Raw genomic sequence first — 24,473 nt, 5'->3', positions numbered from 1 at the left:
CCCGGCCGGCACGCGGAACACCGGAATGCCGATGGTGTCCATCAAACCCGGGGCGATTCACGAACACGTACCTTGCGATCACGCTGTGACCAGCGATCCGTCGCCGGGAGGATGAAAAAGGCTCCGTGTTTCGAGCGGGACACGAAAAACGAAGAGCTCCGGCATGCTGCAGTACAGAGGTTGAAAGTCTGGGGTTTCATGGCGATCGCGGGTTCATGACCAGGCCGGTGTGGGCCAGGAAGGCGTTCAGGAGGTCGGGGCGGTACTGCATCCGTTTGAGCCGGCTACGAATGACCTTGGCCAGGTCATCGAGAGTGCAGGGGGCCAGGTTGCCCAGGGCGCGCTTGAGGTGCGACCACACCATCTCCACCGGGTTGAGTTCGGGCGCGTAGGCCGGCCGGCAGGCAGAACACCGTCAGCCACGGGCGGGCCTCGATCAGGCTGCGCATCAGGGCATACACGTGGATGCCGGCGTTGTCCCAGATCAGCACGACCGGCCCGCCGAGCTGCTGATGAGCAGCGTCCACTATGCGGGCATAGTCGCTCTCGCCGAACCCTTGACGTTCGTGCTTGCGCCGCCGGTAGATCCTCATGCGGAAGATCAGCCGGGTCCGCCGGCCCGGCTTCACACAGAGCAGACCGGCCAGGTTGACGCGACCGGAGCCCTTGCCCGAGACGGTGACGATCGGGGTGTGTCCGCGGCGGGACCAGGTACGGGCCTTGGGCGGCCTCAGCGACTGGCCTGCTTCGTCGGCGAAGCAGATCCACGCGTCCTGATCCCGCGCCGTGGTCCCGCCAGCGGCCAGGTGCCCTTCACCCAGGTGGCGATGGCTTGTTCGTCGCGCTCGGCAGCCTTGCGCTGGGGCGCCTGCGGGCTCCAGCCCAGCCGGTGCAGCAGATAGGACACTCCGCGCGGGGTGTAGGTGATCTGGAACAACCGGCCGATCAGCACCGTGACCCGGGCCAGGGTCCAGCGCTGATCCTCGGTCCACCCCCAAACGGCAGGACCGGCGTCCAACGCCGCCTCCAGCCGCTGCACCTGCGCCTCACTCAGCCGGCAGCGCTGCCCACCGGGTCCTCTCGACTCCAGCGCTTCGGCTCCCGCGGTACGCCAGACCTTGTGCCAGACATAGGCCGACTTACGGGAGACCTCGGAGTTTCCTGGCCACCTGCGGCGGCGACATGCCCGCGGCAAACAACCCGGCAGCTTCCAAGCGGACCTGTTCATGCTTGGCTCGCGCCGCCGGGGTCAGACCACCACCATCCGAATAACGCATCTCACCGGCATACTCCCCAACGCCGACTCGCACAGGCAACCGCGCGGTGACACCTCAGTCTTTCAACCTCTGTAGGCGCCGGGATCGGCCTGATCAGCGGGCGGGGCGGCTCGTTGATCGGCCGACCGCTTCCTACCTGGTGGATCCCCAAGCGGCTGTCGCCAGCCGCACCTCTGGTGACAGTTGAGTATCGACCCCATCCAACGACGTCACTGCGGCGTCATATCTGTGACGGGACGAGGTGACCCGCCATCGCCACCAGCACATGAAGGGGCGTGACCATGAACCCTCCAGAGGATCACCTGGTCACCGGCCTGCTCCACGGGGCCGCGGGGAACGGCGCCGGGTCCTACAACAACTACGACGCATGGGCCGTGACGCTGGGCGGCGGGGACGTCACCTCAAACCAGGCTCAGCTTGTGACGGTCCATGAGGCGCTCCACGCCGCCTTGAACGACTGCACGTCCTTCGGTACATCTCTAGCCGCCTACGCGGTGCTCGGGCTCGACGATCCTGATCGGCGTCTCGCGCTCACCCGGTTGGTCGACATGTGCCGGACCGTGCATGAGGCCTTCGCAACGTACCAGAGCATCTGGCTGGTCGGCGGGGGAGATCTTGCCCTGCTCAAAGGCTATCCGTCCTACATCGACTGGTACCGGGACGCCAGCGACCTCGTAGGTCTACCCGATCATTTCCGCTCCAAGGAGATGATGATCGAGGCGGCCGTTCGGGCATGTATGCAGTCACGAGCCGTCGACCACCTGCTGCGGCGAGGTCTCACCGTCGACGTCGCCGAAACCGTGCCGCCGCTCGACCGACCAGATGTCCGCTTCGACCTACTGCACAGGCATGCTGACGCGGCATTCTGGTCCGCCGCGTGGTCCCGATGCTGTGACGCTGTCGGCGACATGCCCGCATGGCGGTCACTGAGAGCAGGCGAGGACGATCCGGCTCTACGGAAATCCACCTACTCGAGTGAATATCAGGCGACCTGGATGACCATCGCCCATCTTCTTCACGAAGAAGTGACGACGCTCCTTGGCCGACACGGCGCAGAGGTCCTTTCCTACGACGGACATCGTGACTTCACCGCTGAGCTGATCGCAGCCGTTGAGCAGGTCGCGCCGCATGCCCGTGGGCGGTTGATCGCGTCCGAGGATTCGGCGACGGCACAGGACGAGTCCTTCGAGATGTGGCGAAGGGAACGCTTGGTCGTCACATCTCACCCCCGGCCGGCGGTGCTGCATCAACTGGCCGGCCTGCCACGTGACCGACACATCGTCCTCGTTTCGGTACGCGGCCGCGACGCACATGTCTTCGCTACCGCGAGGCCAGCTTTTCGACTGCTCCAGCAATTTGAGTTCAGCGCACCTGACCGCGCCTACCTACAGAATCTTGGTTGCGCTACGGTGGTGACCGTACGTAGCGCGGCAAGTGATGACGAGCCGGTCGACCTCACGGTACTCGAAGATCCGGGGCAATTGAAGGCCATCGTTTCCGCGTGGAAAGGGTCGCCTCGAGTATTCGTGAACGTCGCTCTGTCGTCATTGGGCGACATCGCCTGGCGTGATCGCTGGTCAGGGGCCTTGCGGAGGACGCAATTGACCGGCCTGCTGGATCTTTCTCCCTTCGCCCAATTCGACCTGTGGCGGCAAGACGGAGAACCACTGGCATACGTCCGGGGAACGGTCAGGGACGTTGACAGCAAACCGTGCGCGGTCTTCGCTTGCATAGTCGGCGACACCAACCTCCCGCTGCTCCTACCGTGCACTGGCGTGACGGCTCAAATCCTTGAACAATACCTGGAGCAGACCTTTCCCGCCGCCGTCGAGGATCTTTCCCTGCTGGAGGGGAGCCTGGAGACTGTGCAATTGACCATGAGCCACCTGCTGGCCGAGGAACACTCCTTCGACATGTCCGCCTACCACTGGGAAGAGCCCGGAGGGCAAGCTTGAATGATTTGGAAGCGTTCCTCGTTCAGCACCTACCTGTCGATGTCCCAGACAAGGGACGTGTATCCAGCGCCGCGCTGGAACAACTCTGGAGCGAACTGTTCCCTGACGACAACTACTCTTCGCGGCGAGGCCGGGAAGCTTTCCTCAAAGCTGTTCAGACCACAGCGACCGGCTCTAGCGGGCAGGAACAGCTGGAATTCCGGCCCGGCGGCTGGGAGGTCAACCTCGGCAAGGGGCTCGCGCAGACAGTCGTGGCTACCGCCCTCCTCGGCGGAATCCTGGTGATGCTCGGTACGGCAGGACTTCCGGCCGCCGTCCTCACCGCGGTCATCCCTCTCCTTTTCGACGTGAGCAGGACCCGGCTGACTGATAGTCAGGACTATGTCCTGGCCGAACTGGTCGTCAATCCCGCCGTGCTGAAGGGAGAACTGACAACCGACCAGCTCTACGAGTCACTCTCCGCCGAAACCCGCCGAAGCATCACCCGGCTAGAATTCCGCGATTTCCTCGACGCATTCCGTCGCGCCGGTCTCGCGGATCACAAATCCGACGACCGCGTCATCCTTCGCCCGGCCGATCAGGCGCGATTTCGCATAACCTTCCGTTAGTGTAGGGATCGAATATTCGATCCCTACACTAACCTGCAGTCTTTGGCAGGCTTGCCCATCTTGAGCGTTGTCGTCTGAGCGGTTGCTCAGATATGCTTGAGCAACACTTAAACCCGGAAGCTGGAGACCAGCACGTCCAGCCAAGCCACAGCTCGGACGCGGCGACTGAAGTATTTGAGCCTCACAGGTTGCTGAGCTGCGAGCAACGGGTGCAATCACTCGCGGACGGTTGCTCGATGGTTGCTCGGACGCGTTCGATCTGCCATGAAGCGCGAGCTCGTCCCGCCCTACGCAGAAGCGCCGAGATTGGGACAAATTGCATACACAATACTGATGGTCAAGAGCGCATGGTTGCTCGGTGGTTGCTCGCGTGTAGGTAATACGATGCAACATCCGCCGGCACTTCCTGGCACGACTGTGGAGACAAATCCAGTTACAGGTACACAAAACGGCACTCCGAGACAAGGAATGATACTAAGGGAACTGACTCATAAACCGTGGGTCGTGGGTTCAAGTCCCACCCGCCCTACTCTTCAATGCCACGCCCGACCTGGGGTCTCTCGGTTCTCGCCAGCCTCTGATCTCGATTTTGATCATGGTTGGTTGCTCTGCGGCTGCCCATCGGCGCAGGTCGTGTAATCTGGTAGATCATTTAGACGGTCAACGTCACGGCAGGCCCGGGGAAGACCATGAGAATGTCGAGCCAGAACAACCTCCATGGCCTACTCCGCCAAGCAGCAGCAGCGTGGTCAACTGTCGGCCTGTGACACACGGTTCCCCTCGCCTTCGTCTCGAAGTCAAGCGGACTTTCGGTCCGCTGGTCACTCATTCCATGAGTTAACGCACGGCCAGCCCACCGATTGCCAGAAGCGAAGCTCGTGCCACAGCACCCTCGACGCCTTCGACCGTGCGTGACACCGGCAGATGCCTGCGCAGCACCTCGATTACCGAGAGAAAGCAACGCCGTGTCGAAACGCTCGCCGTGTCGCGAAGTGGCGCAGCACGCGTACCTTATGGCTCTACGATGTTAAAGGGGTGGCAAGAGCGTCTCGTGGGGAGTCGACCGCCGACAGTCCTCCTGGATCCGCCAGGTGGCGTGCTCGACCACGGCGAAGCAGTACAGCCGCGCAGGCATGACCGTCTCGACGCTGCAGAAGTCGCAGGCCTAGGTTCCGGACGCCTGGGCCTTGAGGAACGGAGGCCACGTCGGGCCGTCACGTTGAGGCTCCGATGCCGTCGCGGATGGGCGTCAGGTCGGTGATCACGGTCACGTACTTGTCGCCGCGGCGGGTGTGGCGCCACACATGTTCGTCCACCCCGATCACCGTGACGCCGTCGAACCTGCCGGGATCATCGATCAGCACGCGCTTGCCCTCCGCCAGGGCAGCATCGTTGGCGGTGTTCCATGCCACTCCGAGGCCCTCGGCGACACGGGCGACAGTGAGGTGCTGGACGATGATGCCTTCCAGGGCCCACCGCAGACCCCGGCGCGACAGCTTCGCCCTCGGCTCAGCCGCCGTGATGGTGTCCTGGCGCCACACGTGCCCGCAGCCGGTGCACCGATAGCGGCGCACGACGACCTCCAGGGTCGTGGGGCGCCAGCCCAACGGCTCGTGCGCCAACCGCCGGGTCACGGTGTCACGCGGCGTCCCTTCGCATCCGCAGCGCCGGCACCACTGGTCGGGCTCGACCACCCGACACGCCAGCACCGCGCGATCCGGTTCGAGCCGCTGCCCGATGACTTCGAGGCCGAGCTCGTCGAGCCGGCAGAAGGTGGTCAGGTCAGGGCAGCCGAAGCTTCGGCCAGGGGCAGCGTCAGGCACGGCGAGTAGTCGCGTCCGGGCCCGCCGCCGAAGGTCGCTCACGCGTGCTTCGACTGGGCGTTGGCCTTTGCGAGGCTAGCCTTGATGGTCGGCATCTGGCGCTTCGTCCCTGTCGCCGCCAACGGGCATGCCGACAAGGCGTGCGCTCTCGCGCCACAAGGCTTCGATGCGGACAGGATCGGTCGTGTGCGAAGCGGTGCTGGTAGCCGTGCGATCCACGAAGAACGAGCCGGTGACGCCCTCGACCGCGGGGTCCGTCGCAAGCCAGAGCGGGGTCTGGGCGCCAGCCTCGCTGGCGGGCGTGAACAGGTTCAGCGTCGAGCCGAAGAGCTTCAGCGCGCCCCGATCGTGCCGGCCAAGGCCGGTTCCCTTGATGATGCCCGGGTGGGCTCCGTTGATGGTCGTGGCGGTGCCGGCGAGGCGCTGGGCCATCGCATAGACGAACATCGTGTTCATGTTCTTGGTCCGGGCATAGGCTACGAACGGCCGGAAGCTGGGCGGCCAGCCGAGTCCCCGTCGAGTCTCGGTATTCAGGTCATCCAGGTCGACCGGCACCCGCGCGAGCGCGCGCGGCGATGCGCCCACGACGATGAATCGCCGCGCAGCTGCTGGCAGGTTCGCTGCGAGCAGGCGCAGCAGGAGATACGGCGCCAGGTGGTTCACCGCAAGGGTTCGGTGCAGGCCAGCAGGCGTGCGGTCGTCCAGCGGTGCGATCACCGCGGCGTTGCTGACCACCACACTCGGTTGGCGCGGGATCAGTCGCTGGGCCAACGCGCGCACCTCGGCCAGGTCGGCAAAATCGACCGGGTCGATCTCGATGCTCGCCCCGGGGACGGAGTGTGCGACCCGCTCCGACGCCCAGCTCAGGCGCTCCAGGCTGCGCGCGACCATGATGACCGTGGCGCCCGCATCAGCGAGACCGACCGCGATCTGCTCGCCGATGCCTCCGCTTGCCCCGGTGATTACTGCGACTGGGTTCGACATGCCACCAGCGTCCGTGCAACGACCTGGGTCGTTCCAGGTACTACCAGTACCATCCGGTGATCATGCTGCGGGTGGGACAGTGAGGGCATGAGTCTCGAACTGTCCCGTGCGTTGCGCTCCTGGCGCGAGCGGGTGACACCGGCCGAGGTCGGGATACCCGACGTTGGGCTTCGGCGGACGCCCGGGCTGCGCCGAGAGGAGCTGGCAGCACTGGCTGGGATCTCGGTCGACTACCTCGTCCGGCTCGAGCAGGGACGCGCGCGACACCCCTCACCGCAGGTACTGGGGGCGTTGGCCAGGGCACTGAGGTTGTCCGCCGCGGAACATGACCTGCTCTGGCGCGCGGCCGGCACACAGACGCCGGCGTCCGGATGCGTCCCGCAGCACGTCGGGCCGGGTGTCGCACGAATCATGGACAGTCTCGCCCACACACCGGTGGCCGTGTTCACCGCCAGCTGGGACCTGGTCGTGGCAAACGCGCTGTGGGTCTGCTTGTTCGAACTGAGCGAGCGGCTACCGGCCCGAGAACGGAACTTGGTCTGGCGCCACTTCCGAGACCTGCCGAACCACGTGGTCCACACCAAGGAGGAACACCAGCAGTTCGGACGACAGCTCACTGCCGACCTTCGGCGTGCCACCGCCGTGTACCCGAACGACCGCACCCTCGCCGAGCTGGTCCGAGACCTCCGCGAGAGCAGTTCCGATTTCGTTGAGCAGTACGACACGTTCGCTCTTACCCCGCGCAGATCACAGCCCAAGACGATCGACAGCCCCGCGGTCGGCCTCGTCACGCTGGACTGCGACGTGCTCACGACATTGGACTCGGACCTCCGAGTAATGGTGTACAGCACCCGTCCGGGAACTGACTCCGCCAGCAAGCTCGACCTGCTCCGCGTCGTTGGATCGGCACAGTTCGGGAGCTGACTACACATAATTCGTGGGTCGTGGGTTCGAGTCCCGGACCCGGCCCTGGGTAGCCGCCTGCTCATGGTGATGCAGTTCGTCGAGGGCACGGGAGTCGACGACGTCGTCGCCGAGCACGGGCCCCTTCCGTTGGGATGGGTCGCGTCCATTGGCGCCCAGACCGCCGCCGTGCTGGCGGCGGCACACGAGCTCGGCATTCTACATCGCGATCTGACGCCGCCCAACCTCATGCTGCGCCGGGACGGTTCCATCCAGGTGGTGGACTTCGGCCTGGCCCTGATGGACGATCCCAAGCTGACCAAGCTGACCAGGACCGGTCAGCAGCTCGGCACCGCCGCCTACATGTCCCCCGAGCAGGTCAGCGCCGGTAAACCCACGGAGAGGAGCGACATCTACTCTCTGGGCGCCGTGCTGCACGAACTCCTCACCGGTCGGCACCTGTTCACCGGACCGTCCGAATACAGCGTGATGGAACAGCACATCAACGCGCCTCCCGTAGCAGTCGGGCAGCTCCGACCGGATGTGCCACGGGAGCTGGACGAGCTGATTCTGGCCATGCTGGAAAAGCAGCCGGAAGACCGCCCTACGACGGCGGCCGAGGTGCACGATCGGCTCATGCCGTACCTCGCGGGGACGGGACCGCTCGGCGACATGACAGCTCCCGGCTCAAGCCCTGTCCGGATGTACGCGCACGCGATCAGCCGCACTCTCACTGACGGGGCCCGATCAGGAGTTCCCGTCATGAGAAACGCCCCGGCGGATGACGACTTCAGCCGCAGCGACATCGGGCGCGCTCGCAGAGAGGCGATGTCACTGGTCAGAGAGTCGCGCTATGGCGATGCGGCAGGCATACTCGCCGAGGTCGCCGTCCCGGCAAGCCGCAACTTCGGCGCGACCGACCCGGACGTGATCGGCCTGCGCGGACAGCTCGCGGATGTCCTGTTCGCAAGCCAGGACCATCGGCAGGCCGCACGCGAGTTCCGGCAGCTCGCGGACGACCTGCTCCTGCAGCCGGAGCCTGACCACGAGCACATTTCCCAATGCAGGCTGCAGGAAGCGACCTGTCACGTCCACGCGGGCGATCCCGGGCTCGCGCTCCACATCATGCGCGAGCTGCTGGCGGATGAGATGAGCCGTTTCCCCGAGGACGACGCGCGGCTCTTGGAGTTGCGGCGCCAGATAGGCGAGCTGGAAGTCGGCGTCGGCGATGTGGACAAGGCTCGCGTCACACTCACGGACTTGCGGAATGACCTCACCAGACTCTATGGCCCAGACCACGGCGCGACGATCCGCGTGTCCGAGTTGCTGGCAGGTCTTTCCTGACGGCGTTCGCCCTTTGCCCGCCCGAATCGCGCTCGTGTCCAGGGCAGTTAGCGAAGCGCACCCAGGCGACCGGGCAGGCGTTCGCCAACGAAGTCGTACACTCTCTCACTCAGGGCGGGTAGTGCGACCTGGCCCGCACAGTGACGATCCGTTTCAGCAGCCCAGGAGGTCGGTCGGCGTGACTGTGCCAGTTCATTCAGGGAGTGGCGAGGTCGCATCGGTGGCCGGCAACGGCCTACGGCTGCAGATTCTAGGTCCGTTGCGGCTGTGGCGGGGCGATGAGGAGCTCGATGCGGGTCCGCGGCAGCAGGCCTTCTTGCTCGCGCTGCTGCTGGCCCGGGAAGGGCGGCTGATCAGCACGGCCGAGCTGGTCGATCTGATCTGGGACGACGACGCCCCCGCCAGCGCGGTCAACGTCATCCACAAGTACGTCGGCACACTGCGGCGCCTGCTGGAGCCCCCGCTGCCGGTGCGCGGCAGCGGCTCCTACCTGCGGCGCCGCGGTAGCGGCTACATGTTCGTGGCCAGGAACGGCATCTTGGATCTGGCCGTCTTCCGGCAGTCCGTCCAAGCCGCCGGACAAGCCGTCGCGCGGCAGCAGCGTGAGGCGGCGCTGGACTGCTATGTGAAGGGGCTGGAATTATGGCAGGGCTCCACGGGCGAGGGCCTGGCCTACGGACCGGCCGCGATGCCGATCTTCGCGGGGCTGGACAGCGAGTTCCTGTCCACGTGCGCGGCGGCTGCCGAACTCGCCCTCTCGCTCGGTCGGCCTGAGCGCGTACTACCGCCGTTGCAGCTGGCCGCCACGATGTCGCCGTTGCACGAGCCCGTACTGGCGAGCCTGATCACCACCCTGGGCGCCGCCGGGCAGCAGGCACAGGCCCTGTCGGTGTATCAGACGGTCCGAGCCCGCCTGACCGAGGAACTCGGCATCGATCCCGGCCCCGCACTGCGGGCCGCGCACCAGCGCGTACTGAACAACGCCCCGGCCCCGCCGGTGCGGATGACCGACGGGCAACCACCCGCCCCTTGGGGGCGAACACCCGGCAAGCCGCCCGCTGTGGGTCTGGTCGGCCGCGGCGCGGAGCTCACCGTGCTGCGGCAGGCGACCGAGACGGCACTGGCCGGCGGCAAAGGGCTCATCATCATCGAGGGTGAGCCCGGGGTGGGCAAGACCCGCCTGCTGGAAGAGAACGCCGCCGAAGCGGAACGGCGCGGTGCGCTCGTCGTGTGGGGCCGCTGTCTGGAGGGCGACGGCACGCCCTCGATGTGGCCCTGGGTGCAGGCTGCCGGCACGGTGCTTGACGCGCTGCCCGTCACAGCACGGCAGAACTGGCTGACCACCGAATTCGGCCGCCTGCTCGACCCGGGCGACGAAGCCGTCGCGCCACGGCCCCTGCCGGACGGCAGGGCCCAGTTCCGGCTGTTCGAACAGGTCGCGGCCGCGATCGGCGAGGTCTCCGCGCTGCGGCCGGTCCTGCTCGTCATCGACGACCTGCAATGGGCCGACGTCACCTCGCTGCAGTTGTTCAGCCACCTGGCGGCACGGTTGCCGACCGGCGCGACGGTCATCGGCGCGCTGCGTGACCGTGCGCCCGTGCCAGGTACGGAGTTGTCGCGGATGCTCGCCGCGGTCAGCAGGGTCTCCGGCCAGCGCCGTATCCGCCTGGGCCCGCTCAGCCAGGCCGAGGTGGCCGAACTCGTCCACGAGGAGACAGGCCAGGCGCCCAGCCCGGACACCGCCCGCGACATCCACGCCCGAACCGCGGGCAACCCGTTCTTCGTCCGCGAACTGTCACTGCTCCTCAGCACCGGCGGCATGCTCGGCGAGAGCCAGGCATCGGCTCGGGCCGGAGTGCCGTCCACCGTCCTTGACGTGGTGCGCGACCGGCTGGCCGACCTCGACGACGGCGCCCGGGGGCTGCTGCAGGTCGCCGCGCTCATCGGCCGCGACATCGACCTCCGCCTGCTGGCCAATGCCGCCGGCCTCGACGTCCAGGTCTCTCTTGACCGTCTGGGGCCTGGGGAAGCGCTCGGCCTGCTCGAACCCGCGCCCGGGAACCCGTTCTCCCTGCGCTTCTCGCACGACCTGGTCCGCGAAGCAGTCGCCAGGACGACCCCGCAGTCGCGCACATCCCGGCTGCACCTACACGTCGCCGACGCGCTCGAGCGCACCGACGCGCTTGGCGACCGTGCCGCCGAGCGAGTCGCCCACCATCTGTGGTCGGCCGGCCCGCTCGCCGATCCGCACCGGACCGTGACGGCGCTGGTGCGCGCGGGCCGCCGGGCCGCGACCAAGTTGGCGTTCGAGGCCGCCGAGCGGCAGTTGCGGACGGCCGTGCAGGTCGCGCGGGCGGCGAGCCTGGCCGAGCTGGAGTTGTCCGCCCTGTCCCAGCTGATCGCGATCAGGGGAATGCTCACGATGTACGGCACCTCGGCGGTCGATCTGCTGGAACGAGCGGAGCACCTGGCCAGGGGGCTTGGGCGGGAACTCGACGCCACCGTCTTCCTCTACTCCCGCTGGGCGGCGCATGCCCAAGGCCTCGAGCGCGATCACAGCAGGCCGCTGGCGCGACGGATGCTGGAGCAGGGCGAGACGTCCTCCGATCCGCTCGTGCGCGCTTACGGCCTGCAGACGTGGGGACTGCAGCAATTCACCGAGGGAGATAACGAGGAGGCGTTCCGCTGCCTGAGCGAGGCGGGCCGCATCCTGATGACCCGCGGCGGCCCGCGCGAGCAGGACCCCGTCTGGTACGACCTGAAACTGCTGATGATCGGAAAGCTCGCTGAGACGACCGCGCTGCACGGGGACGTCGACGGGGCGCGATCGTTGCTCGACATGCTGGAGGCCGCAGGCGATTCCCCCTTCACGGTCGCTGTGTGGGCCGCCCACACGTCGAGGACGGAGGCGTTCATCGGCGACCCGGTCCGAGCCCTGCGCGCGGCGGAACGTGGGATAGCCGCGGATCCTCACTTCTCCTTCGTGTTCCTCGGCACCTACCAACGGATGGTCCGGTACTGGGCGCTCGCCAAGACCGGCCGGGATCCGGCCGGCGCGGCGGCGGAGGCCGAGCGGCTCATCGCGACCAACCTCCTCAATCCACAGCGCGCGAGTGTCACGATCTTCATCGGCTATCTCTGTGAGATGTGGCTGGTCGCCGGAGCGCTCGACCAGGCCGCCGCGGCCCTCGACCAGGCCGAGGCCTGCCTCGACCGCTACAACGAGGGCTTCGCGGAGGGCTTGCTCCTGCTGCTGCGGGCCCGGCTGCTGCACGCGAGCGGGAAACCCGTCGCCGAGGTCAGGGCGGCCGCCGACAGATCCCGTACGGTGTCCATCGAACGTGATACCCACCTGTTCGCGCGGCATGCGGAAGAGTTCCTGGCCACCTTGGACCACCCACCGGCTGTCGGCTGACGAGGAGCGCCCGCGGCTGCTTCACTGCCGGCCGGAGCGAGGCGGGGTGGCGGTGCCGTAGAGGCGCTTGGCATGCCGAGCGTACAGGCGCGGGGCGATCAGCGGCATGATCAGCCTGGCCACCAGCGGTGCGTGAGAGAGTACTTCCTTGACCACGTCGGGATCGCCCTCGTACATGGCCATGCCGAGGACGAGTGGCAGGTCCGTTTTGGGGCTGTTCGACAGGCTGTGCTCACCGAGCTGGGCCCATTCGGCGGCGGTGACGAGCTTTTCCGCGAGAGGAAGGACCTCCTCCTCTTCCAGGGCCATGTGCTCCAGCAGCCGGTCGCACAGCACGTCGAAGGCCACGGCGAGGCTCTCGCCGTTGCGGGCCGTGTGCTTCCACACCGGCAGCAGCGCGCTCACCTCATCGAGGCCCGCCTCGATACCGTGGTGCTGCTCCTCCATCTCCGGCACGATGGCCGACGCCTCCGCACCGCCGCGCTCCATGAGGAGCGGCCAGAGAATGATGTCCTCTCCCTCATGGTGCAGATGCAGGGCGAGAGAAAGGCGCTCGGCATGTCTCGCGACGACCGCAGAACGTTCGGTGTCCCCCGAAGCCACGTCCCGGACGAGCTGAGGCAGGAGTGTGAACTCCCGGCGCATCATCGTGTGCACCATGAACATGTCACGCACGTCAGCCATAGGCTGGTTCACTGCGACCTCATCAAATAAATCTATGGATATTCCGGATGGCGACGAACCTCTTCCCGCAAAGGGCCCCAGCGATGAGCTCGCTGGAGGCCCTCAGGCCGCCGGATCACGCATCCGGCAAGGCAATCGCAGCCGATGAATCAGCTCTCGGTGTGCAGGCTGTATGTCAGGGAACCGTAGCTCATGTAGCCGAGAATCTTCGAGACCGGCGAATAGGTCGATATAGAGTTCTTGTCGCAGATCTCGGTGTCCGCATTGTTGATTTGAGAGAGAATTCCGTACGCCGTGTGGTCGTTCTCGCTGAACAGCGGTCCACCGCTGTCGCCCTGCCTGCGGCAGATGTCCATCCACAACCCGCCGTCCTTGGCGATGACCTTGCCGCAGGCGGTGCTGTTCGACACCGCGCCGGTCGAACACGCGACCCAGCCAAGCTGGATCTGTTCATATTGCCAAAGGCCCGTGATCTTGAACTGGGTGGTATTTTTCGAGATCACCATGTTCCTCGGCTGCTGCGACCAGTACTTCGAGTACTCCATTCCTCCTCTCGTGACGTACGGCGTGATGGCCGCATCCACCGGATACCCATTGAAATACGTGTTACCGTCCCAGTGCCCAACGGGATGGCCCGTGTGGAAGGAGTAGTATTCGTCATTTTCGAAACAGTGCCCCGCCGTAAGCGTGTACACCCAGCCGTTCGTACCCTTCACATTGAAGCCGTTGGTGCACGTCTTGTAGAGGCGTCGGTAGTTCTGGTCGTACATTTCCAGTCTTACGCCACCGCGCATCGGAGCGCTGCAATACGAGATGTTGCAAGCCGCATTCGTCATGGGCGGCGTATCAACCACGGCGACGTCCAGGTCAGCGACCGCGGCCAGCCGGCCGGCCGAACTGCGTGCCGCGGCGGCGGCCTGGTGATACAGCTCCACGCGGTTCTTCTGCTCGTTGATCACCGGTGCCTGCTCGGGCTTGAGTCCCAGACGGGCACTGATGTCGGCGGCCTTCGCCTGAAGGTCTTTAAGGGAGTGCTGTGCGGCCACGATGCGGATGTGACCATGGTCAGGGACCGCGCTCAACGCGGGAGCGAGCGCGTCAGGGGCGGTGCTCGCGACCGCAAGCACACCGCCGTTGTCCTGGTCGATCCAGGACCCCGCATAGGTCTCGGCATAGTCGCGGGCGAGAACCTTCTGCAGAGCCCCCGCGGTCTGCTGCAGCTCCAGACGGCGTATCGCCTCACCGACGCTGATGCCGTAGGTCTTGGTCAGATACTCGACGGAACCGGGAACATCCGCCGGTCGCAGCGGGGTGGGCGCGGCCAGCCGGACGGCGGGGGCGGCCAGCGCCGTATCGGGAACGGTGACCAGGCCGGCGACCACGACCAGGCTGAACGCCGCGGCCACCCTCCAGATCGCTCTTCTTCTTCGCACGGGGGGTCGTACCTTTCTTCTGTTTCCGGAACTCGGCTCTTTCACGTGCACCTTGTCAGGCGGGTGTGGAGCGGAAGTTGATGGATTCTTGATGATTTCTGAAGCGGACAAGCGCAGCCTCGAAGTAGTACTTCCTGAACAAGCCGACCGACCCGGCCGTGAGGGCGTGAGCGTGCGCGCCGGACAGAGACGCGGTACCGGCGGGCGCGGCGACAAGAAAAGCGCCCTACTCCCGGACACTTAACCTCAGGACGCACTCACGACAGTTTTATCGCCGGACGATCCAATTCCCGCATCACTCTGCACGAGCGAACCTGTTCGCCCCGCCCCTCGTACGAGATGGCGGAGAGGCCTGCTGGGGACCTGCCCGCCGCGCCCGAGACGGCGAGCGTCGCGGCCCGACCAACTCCTTCTTCTTAGTGTCGACAGACACGACCGGATCTTCGGCTTCCTGATACCGCTTGACCTGCTCGTTGATGTAACGGAACTGGCCGTCGCGGTCCTGGTGCTGCTTGCCCTCGATCGTCTTGGCGTTGCCCTGAAGACTGAATCCCTCCTGCCGCAGAATGCCGGCGACCGTGTCAGCGGAGACCTTGTGCCCCTGCCGGGTCAGCTCGGCCGCCAGCTTGCGGGTCGACTTCGTCGTCCATCGCAGCGGTGACATCGGGTCCCCACGCTCGTCCGGCTCGACCAGCGCCAGCAACGCCGGCCGCAGTCCGGAATCGAGCTCGATCAACCGCCTAAGGCCCCCACCTGGACGACGCACCCGTCCCAACGGCTCGTCACCGGCCTCCAGCTCGGTCACCCCCGGCGACACCGTCGCCTCCCGGACTCCAGCAGCCCGGGCGACGCTCGGATCCCTCCGTGGCCCAGCGCCCGGGCCTCCGCGCCCAGTAACAGCCGGCGCTGCCGCTCATCCAGATGGGGCAGAATCGCCTCGAACTTCGCCTCCAGCATCCCCACAGTCTCCACCGATACGGCCATACCAGACCATCGGACGAAAACGGCAGATGCTACGGGTTATTGATCGGCAAGCCCTTAGCTACGTGGCCTTGGCTGTCACGCGAGAGGATCGACCAACTCGGCGGTGTCGGCGAGTTGGGAGGACTGATCTCTTGTCGGTCCGCCCCACACTCGATATTTGCGCGACGGCCTGTGCCACCCTCCCTACGGCTTGGATCAGCTTGCCGCAAGCGTTTGTAACAGGCGGTCAAAGGCAGTGACATCTGCGCACTCGACCGAACGAGCGAAGGAAATCTCCCTCGCGCCCTTGTTGAGTCTTTTCGGAAATCGACGTAGGTTGGAATTGTGACACAATTCCGATTTGATATTCAAACCGTGAACGGCCTCGATCGCCCCGAGCACCGCCGTAGCAGTTTCCGGGTGAATCATGACTTCGATTACCTGACGAATGGCCCGCATACGGTCTAAATAGATCGTCACATGGCTTGCTGGATGACTCAATTCGCCGACGTACTTCAATAGATGGGTTGATTCATATCCCTGACCGGCCGCAACGTTGACGAGGTGCTGCTCGAACTCCGCGAGAGGGAACCTGCCGAGATCCACTGGGACTCCTGACCGACGTCGATCCACTATTCAGCCTCAGCCAACGCAATGTCCACCCTCATGGCTTAGGCGACCCATAAGCCCCCTGGCAGCCGTCAGGCGCTCACCTTCAATTGGTGGACACGCTGCTTGGACAAACCCATGACACGTGCCGTATCCGGCTCCGACCAGTGGCTCGTCAGCACCCTCGCGGCCTTGACCGCTAGTTCCGCAGCGCGCTTGGCATGCGCTTCGGCCAGTTCCTTCTCGCGACTGTATTCCGCCACCACTCCCGCCACCTCCTCAGGGAGATCGAAGACGAACTCCACGGCGGGAGTCTCCTCGGGCCATGCCCAGGCGTGAATCTCCGCCAAGTCGCGCTCCAGTTGGGACAAGGAGCTTGCCACACCGACTCCTTCGACCTCACCGGTAGGGCAGCGCGACACCCACCGCCGGTTTTCATAGGTGACGACATACGTAATCGTCTTGCTCATCGACTCATCCTCTCTACGACCGCCTCCAGCCGCTTGACGGCTTCGCGAAAGAGCTCCGGGTCGCGATCCGGGTTGGCAGGAATCATGACGGGGACCGAGATGACGCCATCCTTGATCACACATAGCGCGCACATGTCGCCTTTGAGGTGGTACAGCCAGTCAGCCGTGGCGCCTGCGGCCGCCACGATTGTTGCCACCTCGGCGAGCTGCCGCATGTGTGGGGGAAGGATCTCGGACATGACGAGGAGCTTACCGCACTAGGAAGCATCTTCCTAGTGTGATAGGAGCATGCCTCCTAGCGCGCAGCCCTTCCTTGGTCGCAATCGTCCGGGATCGCTGGCTCCGCCGAACGGCTCGGCCGTACCCTGGCCTCACTACTCACCCCGGGAGGTTCCGCGTGCCGCGGCTCGCCTTCGCCAACAGTTTCTGGGAGAGCTTCGACGCTCTGGAGAAGCCGGTCAAGGCGGGCGTGCGTAAGGCCATGAAACGGTTCCAGCAGCTCGCCATCGCCGCGCTGTACGCCGACAAGGGCCTGCACCTGGAGTCGGTGGTGAACGCGCGGGACCCGAGGATGCGTACCATCCGCGTCACCGAGTTCTGGCGCGGCGTGGTCCTGGCGCCCGACGACGGCACTGACACGTTCCTGCTGCTGAACGTCGTGCCGCACGACGAGGCCTACGGGTGGGCGGCCAAGCGGCTCTACACCGTCAACTCCGCCCCGCACGCCCTGGAGGTGCGCAACGTCGTAGCCATCGAGCAGCTCACCCCGGCCCTTGAACAGGCGGCAGCCGAGGCACCAGTACTGCTGTTCGCGAAGCACTCCGACACCGTGCTGCGTGATCTCGGCATCGACGACCAGATGCTGCGCGCCGTCCGGACCATCATCGACCAGCCTCAGCTGAACGCGTTCGCCTCGCTCCTGCCCGAGGACCAGTTCGAGGTGCTGCGGTATCTCGCGGAGGGGTTCTCGCCCCAGGAGGTCTACCAGCAGGTCGTGGCCGAGCGCCGCCCCGCCGGTACCTCTGCCGACGCGGACCAGAGCCTTGAGCGGGCGATCATCAACACCACGACCCGCATCACCCTGGTCAGCAGCGCGGACGAGCTGACCGACGTGCTCAGCAAGACGTTCGCCGCGTGGCGGGTCTTCCTGCATCCGTCGCAGCGACGCGTCGCGTACCGCCCCTCCTACAACGGGCCGGCGCAGGTGACGGGCGGTCCGGGAACGGGCAAGACGGTGGTCGCGCTGCACCGGGTCAAGCACCTGCTCGGCCGCTCGCCCGGCAGTCGGATCCTGCTCACGACGTACACCACCGCGCTCGCGGCGGCGCTGCGGGAGAATCTCGAGCTGCTTCTCGACGACGAGAAGCAGCTCGCGAGGGTGGACGTCACCACGGTGAACGCCTTCGCCTACCGCGTAGTGCGGGCACTGGCCGGCCGCACGCCGAAGATGATCGGGGACGCCGACGAGCGGCAGGCCTGGCGGCATGTCATCCGGCGGCTGGACCTTCCGTGGACCGAGCAGTTCCTGCACCAGGAGTACCGGCATGTCGTCCTCGCGCAGCGGATCAATTCGCGGACCGAGTATCTCCAGGCGCCCCGGCGTGGCCGGGGCACGGCGATCGGGCCGCGGCAGCGGGAGCAGGTCTGGGATGCGGTGGAGGCGTTCACGGCGGAACTCCGCAGCGGCGGTGTCAGCACCCACCTGCAGCTCTGCGCGGAGGCGACCCTGCTGCTCGGCGGCTCCAACCTGAGGCGCTACGGCTACGACCACGTCATCGTGGACGAAGCGCAGGACCTGCATCCGGCGCAGTGGCGGGTACTGCGCGCTGCCGTCCTCGACGGCCCGGACGATCTCTTCATCACGGGCGACCCGCACCAGCGGATCTACGACTCCAAGGTGTCACTCAGCTCACTCGGCATCTCCGTGGCCGGGCGGAGCGGCCGGCTGCGCATCAACTACCGCAGCACGGCGGAGATCCTGACCTGGTCGACCGGCCTGCTTGACGGGTCGCTCGTTGAGGACCTGGGCGGACAGGGCAACGAGAGCCTGTCCGGCTACCGGTCCCTGCTGCACGGCAAGCGCCCTCGCACGGCCGCTTTCCCGGGCGAGCAGGCCGAGGTCGCGGCGGTCGTGGACCGGGTCCGGGATTGGCTCGGGCAGGGAGTGCGGCCGGGCGAAATCGCCGTGTGCACGCGTTTCAACATCCTGCTGAACAAGGATCGACGTGCCTGCTCAGCGACATCGTCATCGTCGACGAGGCCGACTCGGTCCAGATGAAGCTGGATGAGATCTTCGCCCCCTCGGCGACACTCGTCCGCCCGGATCCCGACTCCTGGCTCGACCAATTGCACACACACAAGATCGAGGAGCTCTCGCGGCGCGGCCGACTGCCCCTCACGGACCAGGACATCGAGCGGTGGAACTCGGCGCTGACCGTCGTCACCGCCGCCACCGACCGGCTCTACCGGCTGCTCATCTCCGGTGAGGAGCTGCGTGAGTGGGCGGACATCGAGTACTTCAGCCCGTGGACCCTGCAGGAGAAGCTACTCGGGGACTGGTTCGGCGAGCAGCACCCGGGCCCCGATGGTGTGCATGACGAGCGGCAGATGTACGAGCCCTACGACGACGATTCTCCAGATGCCGACGAGAGCCATCTCTTCCTGGGCTCTCTCCGTTCACAGCTCACGGAGCTCCTGGATGCCTTCCGCGACGATCCGCTGGGCGACTCCGGCCCGTACGACACGAGCACCGACGACCTGATCGACACCACGCGCGACCTCCTGCACACCCTCAACACGGCCCGTACCCGCGCCCGCGTCAAGGCTCTGCTGAACAAGCTGATCCAGGGCACACCTGCCTCCGCGCGGGACGACGCCTGGCGCGACCTGACCTGCCGGCGGCTGGAGTTCCTGCTCGTGCTGTCGGCTCTTCACCAGCGGCTGGAGCGCCTGACGTTCCTCTGGCCCCAGGTCGAGGCCGCCCTCCGGCTGGACTCCACCGGCAACGAACTGGCGAGGCGACCGCCGCTCGACTACGCGCCGCTGATCCCAGAGGCCCCGATGGGCAACGTCCTCGGTTTCCAGTACCTCCCGGACGAGCGGGAGCGCGACGAGGACGGCAACCACAGCGGCACCCTGCGCTTCTTCCGGTGCGCGGGCGTGGGCCGGGAACTGCTTCTCTCCCTCCACGAGCTGGGCGCGGACCCGGGTCAGGGACGCCCGGGCCCGCACGTGGTGCTCATGTCCGGCACCAGCTGGGCCGGAGCGTCGACCCGCGCCCACGTCCTGGCGCCGGTGGCCGCCGTGCTCATGCCGTCGGAACGCTCGCTCGACGCGGTGGGAAAGTCGCGGTTCGCTACGCGCTTCCTCTATGACGCCGACGGAACGCCCATGAGCCTGTCCGGCACCGACCCCAGGGTCCGGCCGGCGGCCGCCCGGGCCCTCGCCATGCGCCTGGGTAGCCCCGGACGAGGTGGCGGAGCGAGCCCGCTGGAGGAGGAGCTGGCCCTCGTCGGAGACGACAACCGGCGCCGGGCGATCCTGCTCGTCGGCAGCTACAAGGAGGCGAACGCCGTCGCCGACACTCTGCACGGGCTGGACCGCTGGCGAGGCAGAGTACGGGTCCTGGCCGCCGACGACGCCGATCTCGATCAGTCCGTACGCGGCACGGATCCGGCGGTCGCGGAACACGCCACCACGTTGCGGCGGGGCGACCTCGCCATGTTCGCCGAGGACTACGATGCCGAACTGCTGGTGGCGCCCTTGCTGGCGGTCGAGCGCGGGCACAACATCCTCAACACCGATCGCAACGCGGCCTTCGGCACCGCCCTGTTCCTGGCCCGGCCGCATCCCCGTCCTGACGACCTGGCGCTGGCGATCTTCGCCGTGAACGACTGGGTCTGCCGTTTCGTCCGTGACCAGAGGCGGCCCGACAACCGCACGGGTCCGGCCACGTTCGGCGAGCTCGTCGCCAAGGCCGCGGGGCTCGACCGGGCCGGGCTCGACTTCCGTCACGAGGCGCGGCAGGAATGGCGTCGCCTGCTGTCCCGGCGCTACGTCTACTCACGGCTGTCGCCCTGGGAGAAGCGGGCTTTCGCCTGGGATCAGCTGGTCACCATGTGGCAGGTCATCGGCCGGCTCGTACGGGGCGGGGTGCCTGCCCGGGTCGTCTTCGTCGACGCCAGTTTCGCCCCGAAGACGGCCGGCGCACTGTCCCCCGGCGCCACGGGCCCCGTCCCCCTGGAGGACGGCCTCCTCTCAGCCCTCCGTTCCATCCTCACCCCATACTTCGACGCCGGAGCCGACTCTGCGGCATTCCCGGACCCGGCGGACCCGGCCCTCGCCCGGCTGCTCTACCAGCCGCTGTACAACGCCCTGTCCAACCTCGAACACCACCGCTGAGGACACCGTGCCCGTCAATTACGACTCCATCCGCGCCTCCTCCTCGCAACCCGTCTCGCCGGACGCCACCATGGTGGGCCGCTACCGCGCGCTACGCTTCCCCGAGAACTGGCGCGAGGCGATCCTCGCGCTGTGCAACCTGGGCCGTCCCGAAGGAACCGAGCTCTACCGCACGGTGCCCACCTACCGCTTCGAGCAGGTGATCCAGGCCTTCGCTCCCGACCTCCTGGTGTTGCCCCGTCCGTCCGAGCACTGGCTGTACGTGCCCGAGGAGGTCGCGGACCCGCTGCCTGCCCCTGTCTTTCGCGCGCTGCTGGACCGCTGGCTGGCAGACCTGCGGCCGGAGCCGGAACACCGTGCCTTCCTCAAGGATGTCCGCGCCGAGCTGTCGGCGTCCCCGCCCGTCTGGGAACCAGTCGAAGCCGAGCTGCTCCGCTGCCCCACGACCCCGATCGGCGGCACGGCCGCACCCCTCGCGCACCAATTCCCGCTCAGCACCGACTGGCTGGCAAGACGTGTCCTGGCCCTCGGCCCGTACGAGCACGCGGCCGGCCGGCTCCATTTCCGCGCCGTACCGCGCGGTCCTCGCGACCAGGGCGCCGAACTGGTCTCTCAACCGCTTCCGTCACCCTCCGGCACACGTACCTGGTGGTATTCGGTCATTCTCAACATCACCCTGCACACCGTTCCGTTCGACCCTCTCCCCCGTTTTCACCTGCACTTCGGCATCCGTCGCTGGGCGACACGAGTCAGCTCGGCGACCGGCAGGGTCCACCTGCCGTACCGTCGCAGAACGACGGTGCTGTTGCGACCGCGGGTGCCGTATCTGCCGGGCGCCCCGCTCGGTGAGCGCTACGCGCTGGCCAAGGTGGAACGCCGCTGGGACAAGGAGCGAGGAGAGTGGATCACCGGCTGGGTGAACGGCGGGCCGACCGGCATCCTGCGCGGGATCTCGCTGGCCGAACCCTTCCCCGGCGCGGACGACATCCTTTCCCATCCGGAGGAGTGGCTTGACCAGGGGCTGCGCGCGGGCATCGTGTACAGCACGGCCATGGGTGGCCACCAGATCAAGGCGGGCCTCATGTCGCACCAGCGTTCCGAGCTCACCGAGTGGGCTGCGCAAGCCCTTCCGCCCGAGATGCGGGCGACCCCCGCATTGGTCCGCACGCGGCGCGTGAGGTCCGCCAAGCCGCTGAACGCTCCTCCCACCGGCGTGAAGAAGGGGGACAAGCCTGAAGAGGACGCCCGCAGGGCGGAGGAACGGCGGGTAGGCGCAGCCTTCGCGATGTCCTGGCTCACTCCAGAAGCCGACCCGGGAGCTCTTCTCACACTGGAGGCACGACTTCTCTGGCAAACCCGTGAGCTACGCGAGGCAGCGGTCGCGGGACTCGTCGAACGCCTCGGCTTGAAAGGCGAGGGCGGCGTCTTGACCGAAGCGCAGTACGAGGCCGCACGCCCCGGCGACCCGGTGACCCTCGAGTGGCGATCCGCCGAGCTCACCGTGCGGCTGCGCTGCGTCAAGCTGACGGCCGGCCTCGGAGAAGGGCTCGCCCTCCCGCCGAAGGGGAAGCCCCGTACCTCCTCGGCGATCGGCGCGGCCGTCCGTGACCGGCGTACCAGCGCCCGCTCCTGGCTCGCCGACGACATCACGGGCACGGCGCCCACGCTGGCGCTGGTGGAACTCGACCGCAGGGCCGACTTCGAGACCGGCGACCACGACCCCAAGTTCGCTCTCAGACTCGGCTTCGCGGACGCCGGCGCGGTCACCCAGTTCGTGACGGTGCCCAAGAAGGCCGGGCGATACGACTCGGTGAAGACCGTCGATCACCGCGTCTCCATGGCCTGGGACGACGGTCTGCGACAGCTCGGCATCCGTGTGCACCCCGAGCATGGCCTTGGTGAGAAACTGCCCGTCGGCCTGCGGTACGCCGCGATCTGGCTCGTCAGGAAGAATCGCACGGTACGCAATCGGTGGGCAGCGTACGTCCCGATCGCTGTGCTGGTGACTCCGCAAAGATCGGGCAGCGGCATCGCCAGTGTCCAGGGGTGGAACCCTGAGGCGAATGCGTGGATCCCGTACCCTGCGTTGCTGCTGAAGCTGACGCGGCTCGCGGAGGTCGCCGTGCCCGGCACCGAGAACGGAGAGCCGGGCAGCTATTACCGCGCCATGGACAAGCAGCGGCGCGACACGGAGGAGTGGCTGCAGAAGATGCTGCGCTCCCTGCGCGGCGCTCCCACGCTGCTCCTCGCCCACGGGCAGAACGCCCGCTCTCACTGGACGTGGCTGCAGGACGGCCGCGTGGAACCAGACCGCATCCGCGACGGCCACGCGCCGGCTCGCCGGCTGCACCCGGACCTGCGGCTCGTCCGCGTGCGAACCGTGCAGGGCCGGGAGACCCCACAGTGGTGGGGCGTCAACCCGAAGGACGAGGCGAACGGACTGCCGTCCCACCTGTGGGTGCCGCAGTGCGACGGGACGAGCCGCGTCTTCTACAGCACCACGCCTAAGCCCGTCCAGTTCCAGACCTCGGCCATCACGGCTGACAAGCTGGCCCCTCGCCGCGGCGGCAAGCACGAGGGCGATACCAGAATCGACACCAACATCCCAGGCTGGAATCCCGGGCTGGTGGAGATCGCCGTTCTCGGATGCCATCAGGACGACGGTGACGATCCGGAATCGCTGGCGCTCGCCGTGCATCAACTGCGTCAGCCGCCGGACTACCCGCAGGCCCTCGCTCTACCCCTGCCGCTGCATCTGGCGGGGCTTGGCCAGGAATACGTCCTGCCGATGCTCGCGGAGGAGGTCGAGGATGAGGCTTCCGCTGTCGAGGGTCCGCAATCCACAGATGCCGAGGTGATCCCAGCGGGTGATGGCGCCCTGAATCCGACCATGGCAGCAGGACTCTTCACGGAGCCGGATCCCGAGAAGGATCGGCAAACGTCACCTCCTGACGCGTGAGGTACGAGCTGAAACCTAATCATCGAACGCTTACCTGGCCGCCTGCGGCCCGCTCTGATCGTTGAGCTGACGCAGAAAACACTGTTCCAGTGCCGTCAACCCTTGCGGCGAAAGGGACTCATCGCCGATGGCCTCGGTCTCGGCCAGATCCGTGGCGATGGGCAGACCGAGTGGCTCGGCGATGTCGCATACGCTGATGTGCTGGTCCGGGGAGGCGCGCCCGCGCAAGACCGCGACTCTCGGCATTCTCGCCGACGCCGAGGTGTCGCCATCGTGGGTGGGCAGGTAGTCACCGGCCGGGAACCCACGCAATAGGCGGGCGAGCCCTCACCAAGTGGATCACCCGCAACAACTCCGAGACCTTCTGCGGCTTCCTGACGATGCCGGACCAGGCCATCGACCCGGACATCGACATTCACCTGATCATGGACAACGGATCCGGGGTCTACTGCGCCGCGGGGACTTCGCTTCCCGCGAAGACCTCGACGATAAGATCACCGACTTCGTGATCCGGCACAACCGGAACGCTCGCCCTACCAGTGGACCTATGACGCCCAGGTCGAGCAGACCCGCCACCAAGCCCGGCACGCGAGGGAAGCCGGTCAGGCAACCCTCGCGCTGACCGCCTGGCCCCTCACCGATCGT

At 66.7% G+C, this 24,473-nt stretch carries 18 protein-coding genes and 2 pseudogenes; 8 read left to right on the top strand and 12 right to left on the bottom strand.

Annotated elements, in window-relative coordinates; genetic code table 11:
• Positions 1–196 precede the first annotated feature (196 nt).
• The 3 genes from ACQP2T_RS22880 to ACQP2T_RS22870 are packed head-to-tail and all read right to left on the bottom strand — an operon-like array spanning position 197 to position 1,039.
• Positions 197–370, bottom strand: a complete 174-nt coding sequence (locus ACQP2T_RS22880) for a hypothetical protein (protein WP_433520032.1) — start codon at positions 368–370, stop codon at positions 197–199.
• Complete coding sequence (locus tag ACQP2T_RS22875) at positions 306–734, bottom strand: hypothetical protein (RefSeq protein WP_433519810.1); 429 nt, start codon at positions 732–734, stop codon at positions 306–308. Before ACQP2T_RS22875 ends, ACQP2T_RS22880 begins: the two co-directional genes overlap by 65 nt.
• Complete coding sequence (locus ACQP2T_RS22870) at positions 731–1,039, bottom strand: helix-turn-helix domain-containing protein (RefSeq protein WP_433518130.1); 309 nt, start codon at positions 1,037–1,039, stop codon at positions 731–733. The genes ACQP2T_RS22875 and ACQP2T_RS22870 overlap by 4 nt, the downstream gene beginning before the upstream one ends.
• Before the next feature lie 519 nt (positions 1,040–1,558).
• On the opposite strand from ACQP2T_RS22870, the gene ACQP2T_RS22865 reads away from it, so the two are divergent.
• Together ACQP2T_RS22865 and ACQP2T_RS22860 are read left to right on the top strand one after the other, a co-directional pair.
• A complete protein-coding gene (locus ACQP2T_RS22865; RefSeq protein WP_433518129.1) occupies positions 1,559–3,232 on the top strand; it encodes a hypothetical protein in 1,674 nt (557 codons plus the stop codon).
• Entirely contained in the window at positions 3,229–3,840 is a 612-nt protein-coding gene (locus ACQP2T_RS22860) for a hypothetical protein (RefSeq protein WP_433518128.1), read from the top strand. Before ACQP2T_RS22865 ends, ACQP2T_RS22860 begins: the two co-directional genes overlap by 4 nt.
• 1,226 nt (positions 3,841–5,066) lie before the next feature.
• On the opposite strand, the pseudogene ACQP2T_RS22855 reads toward ACQP2T_RS22860, so the two are convergent.
• Positions 5,067–5,663, bottom strand: a pseudogene (locus ACQP2T_RS22855) (ISL3 family transposase); the annotation flags it as partial.
• Positions 5,664–5,738: 75 nt separating this feature from the next.
• Entirely contained in the window at positions 5,739–6,647 is a 909-nt protein-coding gene (locus ACQP2T_RS22850; protein WP_433518127.1) for an SDR family NAD(P)-dependent oxidoreductase, read from the bottom strand.
• 87 nt (positions 6,648–6,734) lie between these two features.
• On the opposite strand from ACQP2T_RS22850, the gene ACQP2T_RS22845 reads away from it, so the two are divergent.
• The 3 genes from ACQP2T_RS22845 to ACQP2T_RS22835 all read left to right on the top strand — a co-directional run bounded on the left by ACQP2T_RS22845 (position 6,735) and on the right by ACQP2T_RS22835 (position 12,309).
• Complete coding sequence (locus ACQP2T_RS22845) at positions 6,735–7,571, top strand: helix-turn-helix domain-containing protein (RefSeq protein ID WP_433518126.1); 837 nt, start codon at positions 6,735–6,737, stop codon at positions 7,569–7,571.
• A 63-nt stretch (positions 7,572–7,634) separates the two neighbouring features.
• Positions 7,635–8,894, top strand: a complete 1,260-nt coding sequence (locus ACQP2T_RS22840; protein ID WP_433518125.1) for a protein kinase domain-containing protein — start codon at positions 7,635–7,637, stop codon at positions 8,892–8,894.
• A 220-nt stretch (positions 8,895–9,114) separates the two neighbouring features.
• Entirely contained in the window at positions 9,115–12,309 is a 3,195-nt protein-coding gene (locus ACQP2T_RS22835) for an ATP-binding protein (protein WP_433518124.1), read from the top strand.
• Between the two features lie 21 nt (positions 12,310–12,330).
• Here ACQP2T_RS22835 and ACQP2T_RS22830 read toward each other — a convergent pair whose 3' ends face one another.
• From ACQP2T_RS22830 to ACQP2T_RS22805, 6 genes and pseudogenes are all read right to left on the bottom strand, one after another.
• Positions 12,331–12,993 carry a hemerythrin domain-containing protein gene (locus ACQP2T_RS22830; RefSeq protein ID WP_433518123.1) on the bottom strand — a complete coding sequence of 221 codons (663 nt, stop codon included), beginning with the start codon at positions 12,991–12,993 and terminating at the stop codon, positions 12,331–12,333.
• Between the two features lie 149 nt (positions 12,994–13,142).
• Positions 13,143–14,399 (bottom strand): hypothetical protein, encoded by a 1,257-nt coding sequence (locus ACQP2T_RS22825; RefSeq protein WP_433518122.1) that lies wholly within the window; start codon positions 14,397–14,399, stop codon positions 13,143–13,145.
• A gap of 394 nt (positions 14,400–14,793) precedes the next feature.
• A pseudogene (locus ACQP2T_RS22820) lies at positions 14,794–15,410 on the bottom strand (ISAzo13 family transposase); the annotation flags it as partial.
• Between the two features lie 195 nt (positions 15,411–15,605).
• Positions 15,606–15,995: a hypothetical protein gene (locus ACQP2T_RS22815; RefSeq protein WP_433518121.1), complete on the bottom strand. Its 390-nt coding sequence runs from the start codon at positions 15,993–15,995 to the stop codon at positions 15,606–15,608.
• 95 nt (positions 15,996–16,090) lie between these two features.
• A complete protein-coding gene (locus ACQP2T_RS22810) occupies positions 16,091–16,468 on the bottom strand; it encodes a hypothetical protein (RefSeq protein ID WP_357824346.1) in 378 nt (125 codons plus the stop codon).
• Positions 16,465–16,707, bottom strand: a complete 243-nt coding sequence (locus ACQP2T_RS22805) for a hypothetical protein (protein ID WP_433518120.1) — start codon at positions 16,705–16,707, stop codon at positions 16,465–16,467. Before ACQP2T_RS22805 ends, ACQP2T_RS22810 begins: the two co-directional genes overlap by 4 nt.
• 158 nt (positions 16,708–16,865) lie before the next feature.
• Here ACQP2T_RS22805 and ACQP2T_RS22800 point away from each other — a divergent pair, with 158 nt between their 5' ends.
• From ACQP2T_RS22800 to ACQP2T_RS22790, 3 genes are read left to right on the top strand one after another with little or no spacing between them, the layout of a single operon-like run.
• The gene (locus ACQP2T_RS22800; RefSeq protein ID WP_433518119.1) at positions 16,866–18,746 is read left to right on the top strand and encodes a UvrD-helicase domain-containing protein; all 1,881 of its coding nucleotides are present in this window, start codon (positions 16,866–16,868) and stop codon (positions 18,744–18,746) included.
• Positions 18,656–20,869: a hypothetical protein gene (locus ACQP2T_RS22795; protein WP_433518118.1), complete on the top strand. Its 2,214-nt coding sequence runs from the start codon at positions 18,656–18,658 to the stop codon at positions 20,867–20,869. Before ACQP2T_RS22800 ends, ACQP2T_RS22795 begins: the two co-directional genes overlap by 91 nt.
• Positions 20,870–20,876: 7 nt before the next feature.
• Positions 20,877–23,828, top strand: a complete 2,952-nt coding sequence (locus tag ACQP2T_RS22790) for a pPIWI_RE module domain-containing protein (protein ID WP_433518117.1) — start codon at positions 20,877–20,879, stop codon at positions 23,826–23,828.
• A gap of 30 nt (positions 23,829–23,858) precedes the next feature.
• Here the strand turns inward: ACQP2T_RS22790 and ACQP2T_RS22785 are convergent, their stop codons facing one another.
• Positions 23,859–24,056, bottom strand: a complete 198-nt coding sequence (locus ACQP2T_RS22785) for a hypothetical protein (RefSeq protein ID WP_433518116.1) — start codon at positions 24,054–24,056, stop codon at positions 23,859–23,861.
• Between the last annotated feature and the right edge of the window lie 417 nt (positions 24,057–24,473).

This window comes from Nonomuraea sp. CA-143628, from assembly GCF_050942315.1.
Lineage (GTDB): Bacteria > Actinomycetota > Actinomycetes > Streptosporangiales > Streptosporangiaceae > Nonomuraea.
The sequence above is the reverse complement of the archived record's forward strand: the minus strand, read 5'-3'. Positions and strand labels throughout refer to the sequence as shown.